The sequence below is a fragment of the Haemophilus sp. THUN1691 genome, from assembly GCF_059704425.1.
The window spans coordinates 179,848-196,968 of record NZ_AP046578.1 but is presented as its reverse complement, the minus strand read 5'-3'; the positions used below and the strand labels follow the sequence as shown (position 1 = coordinate 196,968).

18 protein-coding genes are annotated in these 17,121 nt (G+C 39.4%); 15 read left to right on the top strand and 3 right to left on the bottom strand.

Features of this window, described 5'->3' with window-relative positions; all coding sequences use genetic code 11:
* Positions 1 to 133: 133 nt before the first annotated feature.
* Positions 134 to 1,513 (bottom strand): prephenate-dependent tRNA uridine(34) hydroxylase TrhP, encoded by a 1,380-nt coding sequence (gene trhP / locus AC6H0J_RS00960; RefSeq protein ID WP_118817203.1) that lies wholly within the window; start codon positions 1,511 to 1,513, stop codon positions 134 to 136.
* A 384-nt stretch (positions 1,514 to 1,897) separates the two neighbouring features.
* Here trhP and AC6H0J_RS00955 point away from each other — a divergent pair, with 384 nt between their 5' ends.
* Positions 1,898 to 2,020 (top strand): hypothetical protein, encoded by a 123-nt coding sequence (locus tag AC6H0J_RS00955; protein WP_497512712.1) that lies wholly within the window; start codon positions 1,898 to 1,900, stop codon positions 2,018 to 2,020.
* A gap of 151 nt (positions 2,021 to 2,171) precedes the next feature.
* Here AC6H0J_RS00955 and efp read toward each other — a convergent pair whose 3' ends face one another.
* Complete coding sequence (gene efp / locus AC6H0J_RS00950) at positions 2,172 to 2,738, bottom strand: elongation factor P (protein WP_005627049.1); 567 nt, start codon at positions 2,736 to 2,738, stop codon at positions 2,172 to 2,174.
* 37 nt (positions 2,739 to 2,775) lie between these two features.
* Here efp and epmB point away from each other — a divergent pair, with 37 nt between their 5' ends.
* From epmB to AC6H0J_RS00900, 10 genes are all read left to right on the top strand, one after another.
* Positions 2,776 to 3,792: an EF-P beta-lysylation protein EpmB gene (gene epmB, locus AC6H0J_RS00945; protein ID WP_005627047.1), complete on the top strand. Its 1,017-nt coding sequence runs from the start codon at positions 2,776 to 2,778 to the stop codon at positions 3,790 to 3,792.
* 84 nt (positions 3,793 to 3,876) lie between these two features.
* Entirely contained in the window at positions 3,877 to 5,244 is a 1,368-nt protein-coding gene (gene oapA / locus AC6H0J_RS00940; protein ID WP_005627046.1) for an opacity-associated protein OapA, read from the top strand.
* Positions 5,245 to 5,291: 47 nt separating this feature from the next.
* Positions 5,292 to 5,696 carry an Opacity-associated protein OapB gene (locus AC6H0J_RS00935; RefSeq protein ID WP_118817202.1) on the top strand — a complete coding sequence of 135 codons (405 nt, stop codon included), beginning with the start codon at positions 5,292 to 5,294 and terminating at the stop codon, positions 5,694 to 5,696.
* Positions 5,697 to 5,698: 2 nt separating this feature from the next.
* Positions 5,699 to 6,409: a DNA repair protein RecO gene (recO, locus tag AC6H0J_RS00930; RefSeq protein WP_005627045.1), complete on the top strand. Its 711-nt coding sequence runs from the start codon at positions 5,699 to 5,701 to the stop codon at positions 6,407 to 6,409.
* On the top strand, positions 6,409 to 7,725 hold the full coding sequence (gene rlmD / locus AC6H0J_RS00925; protein ID WP_005627044.1) for a 23S rRNA (uracil(1939)-C(5))-methyltransferase RlmD: 1,317 nt from the start codon (positions 6,409 to 6,411) through the stop codon (positions 7,723 to 7,725). The genes recO and rlmD overlap by 1 nt, the downstream gene beginning before the upstream one ends.
* A 77-nt stretch (positions 7,726 to 7,802) precedes the next feature.
* Complete coding sequence (gene relA / locus AC6H0J_RS00920; RefSeq protein ID WP_032825528.1) at positions 7,803 to 10,034, top strand: GTP diphosphokinase; 2,232 nt, start codon at positions 7,803 to 7,805, stop codon at positions 10,032 to 10,034.
* 14 nt (positions 10,035 to 10,048) lie between these two features.
* Positions 10,049 to 10,405, top strand: coding sequence for a diacylglycerol kinase (locus AC6H0J_RS00915; RefSeq protein ID WP_005627042.1), 357 nt, complete (start codon positions 10,049 to 10,051; stop codon positions 10,403 to 10,405).
* Between the two features lie 82 nt (positions 10,406 to 10,487).
* A complete protein-coding gene (gene mog, locus AC6H0J_RS00910; protein ID WP_005627041.1) occupies positions 10,488 to 11,081 on the top strand; it encodes a molybdopterin adenylyltransferase in 594 nt (197 codons plus the stop codon).
* A gap of 1 nt (position 11,082) precedes the next feature.
* The gene (glnB, locus tag AC6H0J_RS00905; RefSeq protein ID WP_005627040.1) at positions 11,083 to 11,421 is read left to right on the top strand and encodes a nitrogen regulatory protein P-II; all 339 of its coding nucleotides are present in this window, start codon (positions 11,083 to 11,085) and stop codon (positions 11,419 to 11,421) included.
* Positions 11,421 to 12,467, top strand: coding sequence for an AI-2E family transporter (locus tag AC6H0J_RS00900; RefSeq protein ID WP_005627039.1), 1,047 nt, complete (start codon positions 11,421 to 11,423; stop codon positions 12,465 to 12,467). The genes glnB and AC6H0J_RS00900 overlap by 1 nt, the downstream gene beginning before the upstream one ends.
* A gap of 41 nt (positions 12,468 to 12,508) precedes the next feature.
* On the opposite strand, the gene priA is transcribed toward AC6H0J_RS00900, so the two are convergent.
* A complete protein-coding gene (gene priA / locus AC6H0J_RS00895) occupies positions 12,509 to 14,701 on the bottom strand; it encodes a primosomal protein N' (RefSeq protein ID WP_118817196.1) in 2,193 nt (730 codons plus the stop codon).
* 84 nt (positions 14,702 to 14,785) lie between these two features.
* On the opposite strand from priA, the gene trmB reads away from it, so the two are divergent.
* From trmB to AC6H0J_RS00875, 4 genes are all read left to right on the top strand, one after another.
* Positions 14,786 to 15,526 carry a tRNA (guanosine(46)-N7)-methyltransferase TrmB gene (gene trmB, locus AC6H0J_RS00890; protein WP_005627037.1) on the top strand — a complete coding sequence of 247 codons (741 nt, stop codon included), beginning with the start codon at positions 14,786 to 14,788 and terminating at the stop codon, positions 15,524 to 15,526.
* A 117-nt stretch (positions 15,527 to 15,643) separates the two neighbouring features.
* Complete coding sequence (locus AC6H0J_RS00885) at positions 15,644 to 15,988, top strand: YggL family protein (RefSeq protein ID WP_005632159.1); 345 nt, start codon at positions 15,644 to 15,646, stop codon at positions 15,986 to 15,988.
* Between the two features lie 214 nt (positions 15,989 to 16,202).
* Positions 16,203 to 16,733: a ferredoxin-type protein NapF gene (gene napF / locus AC6H0J_RS00880; protein WP_046952773.1), complete on the top strand. Its 531-nt coding sequence runs from the start codon at positions 16,203 to 16,205 to the stop codon at positions 16,731 to 16,733.
* Positions 16,726 to 17,007: a chaperone NapD gene (locus AC6H0J_RS00875; protein WP_046952772.1), complete on the top strand. Its 282-nt coding sequence runs from the start codon at positions 16,726 to 16,728 to the stop codon at positions 17,005 to 17,007. Before napF ends, AC6H0J_RS00875 begins: the two co-directional genes overlap by 8 nt.
* Positions 17,008 to 17,121 lie beyond the last annotated feature (114 nt).

Below are 17,121 nucleotides of genomic sequence, written 5' to 3'. Positions count from 1 at the left end.
TTTCAAAAGCTGAAAGGGCAAAAATATTTGGAGTCATACTATGAGTTGTTGAATTAACAAATCAGGTATGTGGCGTATTATAATAATAAAATACAAAAATGCAACATTTTCTTAACAAATAATTTTTTGTCATTTAATTATGTGGATTTCTTGTATTACTATTGACTAAATTACGCATTAATAAGGCGTAGTCTAAGTTGATATCTTGTGGTACATCTAAGAACACAAAATGCCCATCACCTAGTGCGGCATCAACCGTTTCATTTTTTCGATTGAGCATTTTTTCAATCTTAAAGACGATGTTGCCTTGTGGGGTCATCATTTCCACTTCATCACCAAGCAAGAATTTATTTTTTACTGCCACTTCAGCCATACCTTGTTCATTACGTTTACCGGTAAATTCACCGACAAATTGTTGACGATCGGAAATAGAATAACCGTATTCGTAATTTTGGTATTCATCGTGCGTATGACGACGTAAGAAACCTTCGGTATAACCACGATGAGCAAGGGATTCCAACGTATCCATTAAGCTTTCATCGAATGGTTTTCCTGCTGCCGCATCATCAATGGCTTTGCGGTAAACTTGTGCGGTTCTTGCGCAATAATAGAATGATTTAGTACGGCCTTCGATTTTTAAAGAATGCACACCAAGTGCGGTCAATTTTTCCACGTGTTGTACTGCACGCAGATCTTTTGAGTTCATAAAATAAGTGCCGTGCTCATCTTCAAACGCCGTCATTTGCTCATCAGGCTTTTGTGATTCTGTATAAAGGAAAACTTTATCTGTTACCGCACCTTCGCCCAAGGTTGGCGCCACATTTTTCACTTCAATTTGTTGAGCAGGATCGATTTTAGGCACGATGTTGCCTAGTTCATCCGTCGTGCCTTCTTCCATTTTGTATTCCCAACGACAAGCATTCGTGCAAGTACCTTGGTTTGGGTCGCGTTTGTTGATATAGCCAGAAAGTAAGCAACGGCCAGAATACGCCATGCATAACGCACCGTGTACGAAGATTTCGAGTTCGATATCGGGCACATGTTGGCGAATTTCAGCGATCTCTTCAATAGATAATTCGCGCGATAAAATCACACGGGTTAATCCCATTTGTTTCCAGAATTTCACCGTTGCCCAGTTTACCGCATTTGCTTGTACAGAAAGGTGAATATCAATATCAGGGAAGTTTTCACGCACCAACATGATTAAGCCTGGGTCAGACATAATTAAGGCATCTGGGCCCATGTCGATCACAGGTTGTAAATCTTTGATAAAGGTTTTGAGTTTGGAGTTATGCGGTGCAATGTTCACCACTACATAGAATTTTTTGCCAAGCGCATGGGCTTCATCAATCCCGATTTTTAAATTGGCGTGATTAAATTCATTGTTACGTACACGTAAGCTGTAACGTGGTTGGCCAGCATAAACGGCATCAGCACCATACGCAAAGGCATAGCGCATATTTTTAAGGGAGCCCGCAGGGGAGAGTAATTCCGGTTTGAATTGGGTTGTCATAATATTCTCTTTTGTCTGATTTCAGGTCAGGGATTTGCGCTAGGCAAATCGTTAGGTGGGGTATTGTAGAGAAAATATTTGGCTTGTAAAGGAAAGTGCGGTCAAATCCTAACTAGAAATTCAGTTTATCTGGTTCTGATATAAAGATTTAACCGCTTAAAATTACCCTATATTAAATAAAATTATGGGCTCTAAATTTTGCCCTATGACAATAGCTTGTCTTTTATTTTAGTTATAAGTTGAGTGCATCACTTTCTTCCTTTAGGGCTTGAGTTGCTACTTTTATATCATTTGCTTGAGTTATGGCTGTGATTACAGCGACACCATCCGTGAGTTTCGTTATGAAGGTACATCTCACAAATAGATATCTTATTTTAAATTCTAGTGACATTAGAACTTAAATTGATGGTACAAGCGCATCCAAGTTTATCTAAAAATATTCATTTAAATGATATGATGACAGAATTAAATAGTCTTTATGAAAGTGATGATGGAATGATTTGGTAATGAATAAACCTACTGAGATATAGTTTGAATGTAAAAAATGCCTTTCCTATTTATGAACGGAAAGGCATTTTTATCGCATGAATTGTAGTGCTTTTTATTACTGCGACATAATATATCGCAGAAATTAACCGCACTTTTGTCATCTAAACAATTATTTTACGCGAGATACGTATTCGCCAGAACGAGTATCTACTTTGATTACTTCACCGATTTGAACGAAAAGAGGCACTTTTACTACTGCGCCAGTGCTTAATGTTGCTGGTTTACCGCCAGTACCTGCTGTATCGCCTTTAAGACCTGGGTCTGTATCGACGATTTCTAATTCAACAAAGTTTGGTGGAGTAACAGTAATTGGCGCACCATTCCATAAAGTCACGATACAATCTGCTTGGTCTAATAACCATTTTTCTGAATCACCTACAGCTTTTGCATCAGCAGAGTATTGTTCAAATGTTTCTGGGTGCATGAAATACCAGAATGCATCGTCTTTGTATGAATAAGTTAAGTTAAGATCCATAACATCAGCAGCTTCGACCGAAGTACCAGATTTGAAGTTTACGTCTAATACTTTGCCTGAAATTAATTTACGAATACGAGTACGGGTGAAGGCTTGACCTTTACCTGGTTTTACGAATTCATTTTCAACGATTACGCAAGGTTCACCGTCTTGCATAAATTTTAGACCTGGTTTGAAATCACTGGTAGTATATGTAGCCATATTTTTAATATCCTAAAAATTAGAGATGGTTTGAAAAGTGCGTATTTTAACCCAAGAACCCGTCATTAGAGAAGAACAAAATTGGCTCACAATTCTAAAAAATGCGATTTCAGATCCTAAATTATTGCTAAAAGCCTTAAATTTACCAGAAGATGATTTTGAGCAATCTATTGCTGCGCGGAAACTTTTTTCGCTTCGCGTACCACAACCTTTTATTGATAAAATAGAAAAAGGTAATCCGCAAGATCCCCTTTTCTTGCAAGTGATGTGTTCTGATCTAGAGTTTGTACAAGCCGAAGGATTTAGTACGGATCCCTTAGAAGAAAAAAATGCCAATGCGGTGCCGAATATTCTGCATAAATATCAAAACCGTTTGCTCTTTATGGCGAAGGGTGGTTGTGCGGTGAATTGTCGTTATTGCTTCCGCCGACATTTTCCTTACGACGAAAACCCAGGAAATAAAAAAAGCTGGCAACTGGCATTAGATTACATTGCGGTGCATCCTGAAATTGAAGAAGTGATTTTTTCAGGTGGCGATCCTTTAATGGCGAAAGATCATGAGTTAGCGTGGTTAATAAAACATTTGGAAAACATACCGCACTTACAGCGTTTGCGTATTCATACTCGTTTGCCTGTCGTGATTCCGCAACGGATTACTGATGAATTTTGTACCTTATTAGCAGAAACTCGTTTGCAAACTGTTATGGTGACACACATTAATCACCCAAATGAAATTGACCAAGTTTTTGCTCATGCGATGCAAAAATTAAAAGCCGTGAATGTCACGCTTTTGAATCAATCCGTTTTGCTAAAAGGTGTGAATGATGATGCACAAATTCTAAAAATATTGAGCGATAAACTTTTTCAAACAGGAATTTTGCCTTATTACTTGCATTTGCTAGATAAAGTGCAAGGAGCGAGCCATTTTCTGATTAGTGATATCGAGGCTATGCAAATTTATAAAACTTTGCAATCTCTTACATCTGGCTATCTTGTTCCCAAACTCGCACGAGAAATTGCCGGCGAACCAAATAAAACTTTATACGCGGAATAAGATCCGATAAAATATCGCGTAATTTTTTCGCCGCACTTCCGCGGCTAATTAACATGAATAACAACAAGTATCAGGAGTAATCCAGTGGATTCTATGAATAAAAATCAAAATGAACAATCATCTCAAGATGAATTAGATTTAGGTCTTAATCAAGTTGAACCAATTACACCAAAGAAAGTGGTGCAACCTAGCGAGTCAATTTTTGATAAAGCAAAAGGTTTATTTGCTAAAAAAGATCATGTAGAAACAAATTTTCATGAGCGTAAAGAACCCACTTTTGGGCATACTTCTGCTCAAGAAAGCGCGCCTTTTATTTCTAGCGAAACATTGAGAACAGAACAAGAGCCTGTTATTCAGATTGTATCTGCAGAAGAGACAATATCTGCTGTTGAAGAGGAAATTAAAACTGAAACTATTGCCGAAGAAACTGTTGAGCAAGCGGAAAAACGTACTTTAAGCCAACCAGAAAAATGGAAAGTGTTGCAAGTATTACCAACAAAACATCGCCGTTTATTTATGGCTATTTTGGCGTTGGTCATTTTATTAATTATTTTCTTTGCATTAAAACCAAGTTCTGACACCGTTGAGTCTTTCACTCAATCTAACAGCAATGAAATCCCAGTGCAGTTCCAATCTTTAGATCAAAATCAACCAGTTGAAACCACGATTTTAGATAATCCTCCTGCACAAAATCAGATGGCGGCAGAGCAAGCTAACCAACCTGAAAATGCGCCAAAAGCAGATGAATCGGCTAATAGTGCGACCGCTCAAAATCAACCTGCAGAAAACGTAGCTGAGCCACAAAACATGGTTGCGTCACAAAATATGGCTCAAGCTCCAGTTCAAACCTCAAATACAATGGATTCAGCTTCAGCTAAACCTATGCAAGCAGCTCAACCTGAGCAATCACAAACTCAAGCTCAACAAGCTCAAGTGGAACAGCCAAAAGCGCCAACTGTTGTAGCACCAGTTCCACCGGTGAAAAAAGTAGTAGAACAACAAGTTGCGCATAAAGATATCGCAAAAAAAGAAGTGAAGGTTGCTGAAAAAGCACATGTACCAGCAAAAGCAACTGAACAAACCGTCGCTAAAACAGCAGGAAAAGCACCAATTGTTGAAGCCAAACCGGTTCAAGTTAAAAAAGAAGCTAAAGTTCAAATTGTTGATGCAAAACCTGCAACAAAATCCGCTGCACCAACTACATCGGCGAAAACATTAACTGTGCCTAAAGGCGTTTCTCTTATGCAAGTATTCCGTGACAATCAACTTAATATTTCGGATGTTAATGCAATGAGTAAAGCAGCTGGAACGGGCAATGTTTTAAGTAGCTTTAAACCGGGTGATAAAGTTGCGGTATCCGTAAACAGTCAAGGGCGAGTAAATGAAATGCGTTTATCTAACGGTACGCGATTTGTTCGTCAGTCTGATGGTTCTTATGAATATAAAAAATAATTTTTAGGGCGAGCAATCGCCCATTTTTCTTTTGCAAGTAGGATTCTATGTTTAAAAAAATGTTTCTAATTTTAACCGCACTTTGCTTGAGCGGTTGTGCTCAAAATGGTTTACCAAAGAAGCCAGAGCCGCAAAAGATGCAGGTGGAAAAAGTAGATAAAGCTTTGCAAAAAGGTGAGGCTAAAGTTTATTTGTGTAAAGATGATAAGCAAGTTCGTGTGGTTCATTCCACCCAAAAAAAACGTAAAAAATCATTGCATCACATTACGGTGACTTTCAATTCTATGTCAGAAAAATTGACATTAATGATTTCTGAGCGCGGTAAAAATTACGGCAATATTCGTTGGGCGTGGCAAGAGCGCGATGATTTCAGTGTGCTAAAAACTAATTTAGGTGAAGTTTTAGCAGAACAATGTGTATTACAACCCGTAGAGCGTTTATCCGGTAATTAATTGTGCAAACCGAACTCCAGCGAGGCTTTATTCTTCATCGTCGCCCTTATAGTGAAACGAGTCTTTTAGTCGATTTGTTTACTGAAGAAAGTGGTCGCCTAACCGTGATCGCCAAGGGCGCACGAGCAAAGCGTTCATCTTGGAAGTCGGTTTTGCAACCTTTCACACCTTTATTGTTGCGTTGGACGGGAAAAAGTTCATTGAAAACCCTTACTAAAGCTGAACCCGCCGCAATTACACTTCCTTTACAACAAACCGCACTTTATAGCGGTTTTTATGTGAATGAGTTATTGACTCGTGTCATTGAGCCTGAAACGCCGAATCTTTCGCTGTTTCAACATTATTTAAAATGCTTAACGGGCTTAGCAACAGAAACCAACGTTGAGCCAACTTTACGTCTTTTTGAATTTCAACTTTTACAAATTCTCGGTTACGGCGTGGATTTTCTGCATTGTGCAGGATCTGGCGAGCCAGTGGATTTCTCAATGACATATCGTTATCGTGAGGAAAAAGGTTTCATTGCATCCTTAGTGAAAGATAATCTCACCTTTTATGGAAGAGATTTGTTAGCCTTTGAAGCCCTTGATTTTTCCGATGAGGCGGTACGTCAAGCGGCAAAACGTTTTACTCGTATTGCACTGAAACCTTATCTTGGCGATAAACCGCTAAAAAGCCGAGAATTATTCACTCAAAATATTTTACTTCTAAAATAATGGTTCTTCTTTATACCCCAAAGCAAAAAACAAAAAATGTTCAAACCATTACGGCTGATATTCTTGATTTAGATTATCAAGGTTTAGGCGTCGCGAAAATTAATGGTAAAACTTGGTTTATTGAAAATGCACTTCCGCACGAAAAAGTGGAATGTCGGATTCTGGAGGATAAACGCCAATATGGGCATGCTACGGCAAAAAAATGGCTAATAAAAAGCCCTGAACGTTTAGAACCTAAATGTGCTCATTTTATGCGTTGTGGTGGTTGCCAAGGGCAACATATTCCTATTGAAATGCAGAGGAACGCGAAAGAATCCGCATTGTTTAAGCGGTTAAGTAAATTACAGTCAGAGCCGATTTCATTTGAACCTATGATTTATGGCGATGCTTGGGCGTATCGTCGTCGTGTGCGTTTGAGTTTATGGTTTAACCCGAGCTCAAAACAAATCGAGATGGGCTTTCGTCAGAAAAATACCAACGATTTAATTACCGTTCAATCTTGCGAAGTGGCAGAACCTGCAATTAATTATTTACTACCTAAATTAACCGCACTTTTAGAACAATTCTCTGCGCCGAAACAGCTTGGGCATATTGAACTTGTGGCGGCCGATAATGGCGTCGCAATGTTGTTACGTTACACCAAAAAACTTGCGGAAATTGACCGCACTTTATTGCTCAAATTTGCTGAACAAGAAAAGTTAATGCTGTTTTTACAAAGCGATGAAAGCATTGAACAAATCTATGGCGATGCACCTTATTATCAATTTTCTAATGGCATAAAATTACATTTTGATATTCGTGATTTTATCCAAGTAAATCGTGCATTAAATGAACGTATGGTCAATACCGCGTTGGATTGGCTTGAATTGAACCAACAGGATTGCGTGCTCGATTTATTTTGTGGTATGGGAAATTTTACGCTCCCTCTCGCCAAACGCGTGAAAAGTGCGGTAGGAATTGAAGGTGTTCTTGAAATGGTACAAAAAGCGGAGCAAAATGCCGCAAGAAACCAAATCAAGAATATTGAATTTTTCCAAGCGGATCTTGACCAATCCTTTGTTGAACAACCTTGGGCTCGTCAGTCGTTCAATAAAATTTTGCTCGATCCTCCACGCAGCGGAGCAGCTTTTGCGTTAAATGCTTTGTGCGAGTTGAAAGCAGAGAAAATTTTATATGTGTCTTGTAATCCGGCAACATTAGTGCGTGATGCGGAAATTTTACGTGATTTTGGCTACAAGATTGAAAAAAGTGCGGTGATAGATATGTTCCCTCATACGGGGCATTTGGAATCGATAACGTTATTCACTACAAAATAACTCGGTTATTCGGTACAATATCCACCCAAAATAAAAGCGACAGGAAGTTGCTTGCTCTTCATCAACAAGGGGGTGTTATGGTTGCTGTTCGTGGTTCTCATTTGTTAAATCCGCAGGATTTTTTGATTGAACAATGGTGCGCTAGCTTAAAACTGGCAGAACAAACAGAAAAAAGTTTGATCGATGCGTGGTATTACGCACGTGACTTAATGAGCACCCATCCCGATGAAATGAAGAATGCTACCTTGATGCTCCAGTCTGGCGTGGAAATGGTAGAAATTTTGCACGAACTTAATATGGATGCGGAAACCTTACTTACTGCAATGTTGTTTCCTATCGTTGCAAATAAATTAACAGACTGGGAAAGTCTAAAAGAAAAATTTGGTGCGAAGATCACTAAATTGCTCAAAGGCGTGCTGGAGATGGATAACATCCGTCAACTCAATGCCAGTCATTCCGCTAACGCGTTACAAGTGGATAATGTTCGCCGTATGTTGTTGGCGATGGTGGACGATTTCCGCTGCGTGATCATCAAACTTGCTGAACGTATTACTTTCTTGCGTGATGCGGAGCATCGTTGCACAGAGGAAGACAAAGTCCTTGCCGCCAAAGAATGTTCTTATATTTATGCTCCTCTTGCCAATCGTCTTGGGATTGGTCAGTTGAAATGGGAGTTAGAAGATTACTGCTTCCGTTATCTCCATCCTGAACAATATCGCGCTATTGCTAAATTATTGCAGGAACGTCGTCTTGATCGTGAACATTATATTGCTGATTTCGTTAGCGAGTTGAGTGGTTATTTACGCGAAAATATTGAGCAAGTTGAAGTCTATGGTCGTCCGAAACATATTTACAGTATTTGGCGCAAAATGCAGAAAAAGCATCTTGAGTTTAGCGGTTTATATGATGTAAGAGCGGTCAGAATTATCGTGCAAAAGTTGCAAGATTGTTATACCGCACTTGGGATTGTTCATACTCAATTTAAACACTTACCCAAAGAATTTGACGATTATGTCGCAAACCCGAAACCGAACGGTTATCAATCTATTCACACTGTTGTTTTAGGTAAAGGTGGCAAGCCAATTGAAGTGCAAATTCGAACCCAACAAATGCATGATGATGCAGAGTTAGGTGTGGCGGCTCACTGGAAATACAAGGAAGGAAATACAGGCAGTATGTCTGCCTACGAAGAAAAAATTGCATGGTTGCGTAAATTGCTAGCTTGGCAAGATGATATTACGGATTCTGGCGAAGTGATGGCTGAGTTGCGCAGTCAAGTGTTTGATGACCGTGTGTATGTGTTTACGCCAAAAGGCGAAGTAGTGGATTTGCCAACAGGCTCAACACCATTAGATTTTGCTTATGCAATTCATAGTGAAATTGGTCATCGCTGCGTCGGGGCAAAAGTAGCTGGACGTATTGTGCCATTCACCTATCAGCTACAAATGGGTGATCAAATCGATATTATTACTCAGAAAAATCCGAACCCGAGCCGTGACTGGCTAAACCCAAATTTAGGATTTACTCACACCGCAAAATCTCGAGCCAAAATCCAGGCGTGGTTTAAAAAACAAGATCGCGATAAAAATATTCCAGCGGGTAAAGAATTACTCGATAATGAATTAGCGCGTTTAAATTTAAGTATTAAGCAAGTGGAACCTTATGCGTTACCACGCTATAACTTGAAAAATTTGGACGATCTTTATGCGGGCATTGGCAGTGGCGATATTCGTTTAAATAATTTAATCAATTTCTTGCAAAGTAAATTGATTAAGGTGACCGCTGAAGAGGCTGATCAAGAAATTTTACGCCATGTTGCTAACAAAAGTGCGGTGAATTCTCAGCAGAAATCTGAGAAAAAAAATGGCTACGTGATTGTGGAAGGTGTGGGCAATCTTATGCATCATATTGCGCGTTGCTGCCAGCCTATTCCTGGTGATGCGATTGTTGGCTACATCACAATGGGGCGTGGTATTTCTATTCACCGAGCGGATTGTGAACAATTCTTAGATTTGCAAGCTGCTCACCCCGAGCGCGTGGTGGAATCTATTTGGGGCGAAAATTACGCAAGTGGGTTTCATATTAATATCCGTATTGTGGCAGGCGATCGCAATGGCTTATTACGTGATATTACGACGGTTCTGGCAAATGAAAAAATTAGCGTATTAGGGGTCTCAAGTCGTGCTGATACCAAAAAACAGCTTGCTACCATTGATATGGAAATTGAACTCCATAATGTTGAAAGTTTGAGTAAAATATTGGCTCGATTAGCAAAATTAGATGATGTTATCGAGGCGAAACGTTTATAAAAATAGGAAAAGTTATGTATAAAACGACGGGGCTAACCCATTTAATCAACTCCACTAAATATTCATTACAAGGCTTAAAAAGTGCGTTTAAAAATGAAACGGCTTTTCGCCACGAATGTTTTTTAGCCTGCATTTTAATTCCTCTTGCTTTCTTTTTAGGTGAAACAAAAATTGAAATTATCTTGATGATTTCTTCTGTTTTACTTGTGATGGCGTTGGAACTTTTAAACAGTGCGGTGGAAGCTGTAGTTGATCGCATTGGTACAGAACGCCACGAACTTTCAGGGCGTGCGAAAGATCAAGGTTCTGCATCGGTATTTATTGCCCTTTGTATTGTCGGTATCGTTTGGGGCGGAATTTTATTCTTCTAGCCCTTAAAAAGTGCGGTAAGTTTTTGCCGCATTTTTGATTTATCCAATCACGTCAAAATCATTTATAAAAATAAGGAAAAATATGACCGCACTTTTAAAAATTGGTCTGGTGTCTGTTTCTGATCGCGCATCAGCAGGCGTATATCAAGATCAAGGCATCCCAGAATTACAGGCTTGGTTAGAACAAGTACTGGTAGATCCTTTCCATTTGGAAACAAAATTAATCCCCGATGAGCAGCCAGTTATTGAACAAACATTAAAAGAGCTGGTTGATGAACAAGGTTGCCATTTAGTGCTGACAACTGGTGGAACAGGACCTGCAAAACGTGATGTAACGCCTGATGCAACCCTTGCGGTAGCAGATCGAGAAATGCCGGGTTTTGGCGAACAAATGCGTCAAGTGAGTTTGCATTTTGTGCCCACCGCAATTTTATCGCGCCAAGTGGGTGTGATTCGTAAGGAAAGTCTGATTTTAAATCTTCCGGGACAGCCTAAAGCGATTAAAGAAACATTGGAAGGTGTGAAAGATAAAGAGGGAAATGTGCTTGTAAAAGGTATTTTTAGTGCAGTGCCTTATTGTTTGCAACTGATTAACGGCTTATATATTGATACCAAGCCTGAAATCATTGAAAGTTTCCGCCCTAAATCAGCAAGACGTGAACATCTGGAGAAATAGCATGAAAAAAATCGAAGCAATGATCAAACCGTTTAAATTAGATGATGTGCGCGAAAGTCTTTCAGATATTGGTATTTCAGGTATGACAATCACGGAAGTACGAGGATTTGGTCGTCAAAAAGGTCATACAGAACTTTATCGTGGTGCGGAATATATGGTGGATTTTCTGCCGAAAGTGAAATTGGAAGTGGTAGTTCCCGATGAGCTTGTGGATCAATGTATTGAAGCTATTATTGAAACGGCACAAACAGGCAAAATCGGTGACGGCAAAATTTTTGTTTATAACGTTGAACGAGCGATCCGCATTCGTACGGGCGAAGAAAACGAGGATGCGATTTAGTGCAAAATAATTTAAATTTACACCGCACTTTGCTTGGCATTGCTTCGGTGATTATTATCTTAGCTGGCGTAAAATTGGCTGCAGAAATTGTGGTGCCATTTTTACTATCGCTATTTATCGCGATAATTTGTTCGCCGATGATTAAGGCGATGACTCAACGCCACGTCCCACATTGGCTGGCCATTACTTTGCTTTTCGTCTTGATTTCTCTGGTGTTTTTCTTCTTAGTCGGGCTGATTAACAGTACGGCAAGAGAATTTACCCAATCTATTCCACAATATAAAGTTTTGCTTTCACAACGTGTGAGTGATTTAACTGGATTGTTGCAACGTTTCAATCTGCCTTTCACGCTTTCGCGTGAAACTATCCAAGAAAATTTTGACCCAAGCATCATTATGAATTTTGTGAGCCGAGTATTGCTGAATTTTTCTGGTGTGGTGAGTAATGTGTTTGTTTTGGTGTTGGTCGTGATTTTTATGCTTGCTGAAGCACCAACGATGAAACATAAATTTGCAATGGTGATTAGTTCAACACCTCATGACGCAGCCAAAGAAGAACGCCATATTGATCGCGTTTTACAAGGCGTAATTGGTTATCTCGGCATTAAAAGTATCACGAGCTTGCTTACTGGCGTTGGTATTTTTATTTTGTTGGAAGCCTGTGGGGTTCAATATGCAATTTTGTGGGCAACCTTGAGTTTCTTGCTGAATTATATTCCGAATATTGGTTCTATCATTGCAGCTATTCCAATTATTGTGCAAGCCTTATTATTGAACGGTTTTGGTGCTGGCTTTGGCGTGGCAGTTGGTGTTATTGCGATCAATATGGTTGTTGGTAACATTATTGAACCTAAAATGATGGGGCAACGATTAGGGCTTTCAACCTTAGTGGTGTTCCTCTCATTATTGTTTTGGGGATGGCTGCTTGGAACCGTGGGAATGCTACTTTCTGTTCCTTTGACGATGGCATTAAAAATTGCCTTGGAGTCGAGTCCGAATACGGCAAAATATGCCTGTCTATTAGGTGATGTTGAAGATTTCAAATAGATTTTATAGAGAAAGTGCGGTGAATTTTCACCGCATTTTTTTTATGATAAGTCTTGCGGATCGACGTCCAAAATTAACCGCACTTGGCTGTTTTTTTCTAGTTCGGCTTGTTGATATTCTCGCAATGCTTTTTGCAACGTCATTCTTGACGGATGTTGCAATAATAACTGCCAGCGATATTGCCCCGCTTTTTTGCTGAACGGCGCAGGCATTGGACCAAGCATTTGTAATCCTGTAATTTGCTTTGATTGAAAAAAATCTGCAATCTGGCTTAAGCAATTTTCTGCAAGATCAGAATGTCGAGCCTGTGCTTTGAATAACGCCTGAAAAGTGAAAGGCGGCAATCCTATTGAATGACGTAATTGTAAGGTTTCTTTTGCAAAAGCTTGGTAGCCATTCGCTAATAACGTGGTAAGCAAAGGGTGATCAGGATAATGTGTTTGTAGCACCACCTCACCTTGTTTATCGGCACGTCCAGCTCGACCAGCAACTTGAATATAAAGTTGAGCTAAACGTTCTTCTGCACGAAAATCCAGTGAAAATAATGCACTATCTACATTCACTAAGGCAACGAGAGTAACATTCGGAAAATGATGTCCTTTCGCCAGCATTTGTGTGCCAATCAAAATTTGGCTTTTGCCTTGTTGAATATCTTCTAAATAACCTTCCAATTTCCCTTTACGCGCAGTGCTATCGCGGTCGATTCGAGCCACAGAATAATTAGGAAATAGCGTTTTCAAGGTTTCTTCTAATTGTTCTGTGCCGAGACCTGTAGTGACTAAATGAGTCGAGCCACAATCACCACATTGTCGAGGAATTGTTTTTTGAGCACCACAATGATGACAACGCAATACATTTTGATGCTGATGATAGGTATAAGGTTTTTCACAATGCGGGCATTGTGCGATCCAACCACATTCATGGCAAAGCAATACGGGCGCAAAGCCACGACGATTTAAGAAAAGCAACACTTGATTGCCTTTTTCGAGGTGAGCTTTCATCCGTTCTAATAAGGGTTTTGAAAGCCCGTTTTGTATGTTTTGATTTTTCAAATCAACAACGAAATGACGAAGTGCGGTAGAATTCCCCGCTCTTTTTGATAAAACTAAATGTTGGTATTTGCCGTTTTGTACATTATTAATACTTTCTAAACTTGGCGTGGCGGAGCCCATTAATACGGCAATATTTAGTTTTTGAGCCAGTACAATCGCCAAGTCTCGCGCGTGATAACGCCAACTGTCTTGCTGTTTGTAAGACGCGTCGTGTTCTTCGTCCAAAATAATTGCACCAAGATTAGAAAATTGCGTGAACAATGCCGATCTCGTGCCAATCACAATGGCACTTTGTCCAGAGCGGGCGCGATCCCATACATAAAGCCGTTGCGTATCGGTTAAATTAGAATGAAGAACATCAATTTCTACGTTGAAACGCGCTTTGAAACGTTGCACCGTTTGTGGTGTTAACCCGATTTCGGGTACAAGCACTAATACTTGCTTACCCGATTTTAAAATTTCTTCAATATACTGCAGATAAATTTCTGTTTTTCCAGAACCAGTCACTCCATCGAGCAGCCATACGTTGAAACCAGAATGAAAGATCAATTGACTAAATGCCAAGGCTTGCTGCTTATTTAAGGTTAAACGATTTTCAGCATTGACAATTGGGTTATCGCCTAAGCTTTGTTGCCAGCTTAGGGGCTTTGTTTGGACAGTAATTTCCTCAATAAACCCTTTGGCTTTTAAGGCTGACCAAATCGCAGAGGAAAAATCATTATTGCCTTTTTCAAGATCGGTTTCAGATAAGCATTGTAGGGCTTCAACTTGCTTTTTCGAGCGTTTTAACAGGCCTTGTTCAAGCGCATTTTTCCCCGCATCCGTAATTCGCCAAAAAGTGCGGTCATTTTTCACCGCACTTTCGCCGTTACGCAATTTCACAGGCAAGGCTTGAAATAACACATCGCCTAATCCCGCTTGATAATAATTTGCTGCCCAATGCAGCCAATCCCAATAAACGGGGGTAAAGAGTGGTGCTAAATCCAATGGTTGAAGAATGGCTTTGAGCTTATCCTCAGGCACGTCCGATTTTGTCGGAAAACCAGCCACAATCGCTACGCGTTTTTGCGTACCAAAAGGCACAAGAACGCGCATGCCGATTTGTAATAAAACATCATCGGGGACGAGATAATCAAATAAGTGAAGAAGCGGCACAGCCAGTGCCACTCGAACAATTTTCATAATCAACCTTGGGAAAAAATTTGCCCTATTATACGAGAAAAACGTGTATAATCGCCGCCAATTTTTTTCACGAATAAGATTTTTATGACACAAACTTTTGCTGATCAAAAACGTAAAACCGTTGAAACCGCAGAATTTACCGAAGATGGCCGCTATAAACGCAAAGTCCGTAGTTTTGTGCTCCGCACAGGTCGTTTGAGCGAATTTCAGAAAAACATGATGAATGATAACTGGGGAACACTTGGTTTAGATTATCAAACGGAACCTTTTGATTTTGCGAAGATTTATGGTAACGATAATCCAGTTGTATTAGAAATTGGCTTTGGAATGGGAAAATCGCTTGTGGATATGGCTTTTGCTAATCCTGACAAAAATTACCTTGGCATTGAAGTTCATACTCCTGGCGTTGGTGCTTGTATTGCTTATGCAGTGGAAAAAGGCGTAACGAATTTACGTGTGATTTGTCATGATGCCACGGAAATTTTACGTGACAGTATCGCAGATGGTGCGCTTGGCGGTTTGCAGCTATTTTTCCCAGATCCTTGGCATAAAGCAAAACATCATAAACGTCGTATTGTTCAACCACACTTTGTGGCACAAGTTGTGCAAAAATTAGCTGAAAATGGTTTTATCCATATGGCGACAGACTGGGAAAATTATGCTGAGCAAATGCTAGAAGTATTAAGTGCAAACACAGATTTAGTGAACACTTCGAAAAATGGTGATTATATTCCAAGACCAGATTTTAGACCTTTAACTAAATTTGAAGCCAGAGGTCACAGACTTGGTCATGGTGTTTGGGATTTATACTTTGTGAAGAAATAAGCCTATTTTGGGCAAATTAACTTTTGGGTGAAGATTGATGTTGGAGAAATCCGATGCCAAATTCACGAATTTAATATAGAATACTGATATGAATACGACCTTAATAGGAGAAATACCATGTCTAAATCTTACAATCAACGTCAACGCAAAAAACTTCACCTTGCTGAATTCCAAGAACTTGGTTTTCTTGTAAATTTCCAGTTTGCAGAAGGTACTGCGATTGAAACTGTAGATGAAATCGTTGATCGTTTTATTAACGAAGTGATTCAACCAAATGGTCTAGCTTACGAAGGTAGCGGGTATTTACATTGGGAAGGTTTAGTTTGCCTAGAAAAAATTGGTAAATGTGATGAAAGCCACCGTGAAACTGTGAAAAAATGGTTAGAAACAAATGGTTTGCAACAAATTGAAGTAAGCGAATTATTTGATATTTGGTGGGAATATCCAGCAAAAGCAGAGTAATTTGATTTAAAAACAGCATGGCATAAATCGCGGTGCTGTTTTATTAAAAATATTAGCGAAATTCACCACGCTTTAGATTTTTTGATCTATCACAAATAAAGCTCAATAATTTAACGATCTACCCATTTTAGGTAGTTTATATTGTAGCTGTTGCGTCGCATAATTCTACACCTTAAAAAAGCATTTGTTTATTTATTCACAAAAGGCACGCTCGATGACCGTTGAAAACTTACCCCGCAGACAGTTTTTACGAGGTAAATTCTTAACGTCTTTACATTCAGAAAATGAGCAAAAACAAGGCTTTGATGGAATTCGCCCACCTTGGGCTATGGAAAATTCTATTTTTGTGGAGCAATGTACTCGCTGTGGCGATTGTCTTTCTGTTTGTGAAACCAATATTTTGGTGAAAGGCGATGGAGGCTTTCCAGAAGTTCGTTTTGATAATGGCGAATGTACTTTTTGTGGAAAATGCGTAGATGTGTGTAAACAACCTATTTTTCATTCTCGTGATGAAAAACCTTGGTTACACAAAATCGAAATTGGCATGGCTTGTTTAAGCCAACATCGCATTGAGTGCCGTTCTTGCCAAGACAGTTGCCCGATGAGAGCAATTAGTTTTCGTCTGCAAATGGGTGGAGTGGCGCAGCCTTTAGTGAATACGGATGTTTGTAACGGCTGTGGGGCTTGTTTACAGGGGTGTCTGGTGAATGCGATTAAAATTAGTTATCTAAAACAAAATGAGTAATACAAATTTATCTCTGGAAAGCGCAAAAGATTGGCATGTTGTTGGGCTAATTGTTCAAGGTAATCCGGAAAAATTTGCGGCAATTCGAACCGCACTTTTAGCGATTGAGCATACTGAAATTCCAACTTTTGATGAAAAATTTGGAAAGATGGTCGTAGTGATGCAATCGCATGATCAACATATTCTGCTAGATAATATGGAAAGCGTGAAAGACATTGATGGTGTTATTAATGTGTCATTGGTGTATCACGAGCAAGACGAGCAGAAGAAATAAATTACTATAACAATACCTTTATTCTCTTGTAAGCAAGGGAAATACTTAAAAGATAAAGGAAAAGTTTTTTCTCTTATCGTAAGGCTAATGCCTTATAGGTGTGTAAAAAAGTTT

What these genes read in the sequence shown, in the direction of transcription:
- trhP (WP_118817203.1), bottom strand. Translation starts at nt 1,513, where the DNA reads ATGACAACCCAATTCAAACCGGAATTACTCTCCCCTGCGGGCTCCCTT.
- efp (WP_005627049.1), bottom strand. Translation starts at nt 2,738, where the DNA reads ATGGCTACATATACTACCAGTGATTTCAAACCAGGTCTAAAATTTATG.
- AC6H0J_RS00935 (WP_118817202.1), top strand. Translation starts at nt 5,292, where the DNA reads ATGTTTAAAAAAATGTTTCTAATTTTAACCGCACTTTGCTTGAGCGGT.
- rlmD (WP_005627044.1), top strand. Translation starts at nt 6,409, where the DNA reads ATGGTTCTTCTTTATACCCCAAAGCAAAAAACAAAAAATGTTCAAACC.
- relA (WP_032825528.1), top strand. Translation starts at nt 7,803, where the DNA reads ATGGTTGCTGTTCGTGGTTCTCATTTGTTAAATCCGCAGGATTTTTTG.
- AC6H0J_RS00915 (WP_005627042.1), top strand. Translation starts at nt 10,049, where the DNA reads ATGTATAAAACGACGGGGCTAACCCATTTAATCAACTCCACTAAATAT.
- mog (WP_005627041.1), top strand. Translation starts at nt 10,488, where the DNA reads ATGACCGCACTTTTAAAAATTGGTCTGGTGTCTGTTTCTGATCGCGCA.
- glnB (WP_005627040.1), top strand. Translation starts at nt 11,083, where the DNA reads ATGAAAAAAATCGAAGCAATGATCAAACCGTTTAAATTAGATGATGTG.
- priA (WP_118817196.1), bottom strand. Translation starts at nt 14,701, where the DNA reads ATGAAAATTGTTCGAGTGGCACTGGCTGTGCCGCTTCTTCACTTATTT.
- trmB (WP_005627037.1), top strand. Translation starts at nt 14,786, where the DNA reads ATGACACAAACTTTTGCTGATCAAAAACGTAAAACCGTTGAAACCGCA.
- AC6H0J_RS00885 (WP_005632159.1), top strand. Translation starts at nt 15,644, where the DNA reads ATGTCTAAATCTTACAATCAACGTCAACGCAAAAAACTTCACCTTGCT.
- napF (WP_046952773.1), top strand. Translation starts at nt 16,203, where the DNA reads ATGACCGTTGAAAACTTACCCCGCAGACAGTTTTTACGAGGTAAATTC.
- AC6H0J_RS00875 (WP_046952772.1), top strand. Translation starts at nt 16,726, where the DNA reads ATGAGTAATACAAATTTATCTCTGGAAAGCGCAAAAGATTGGCATGTT.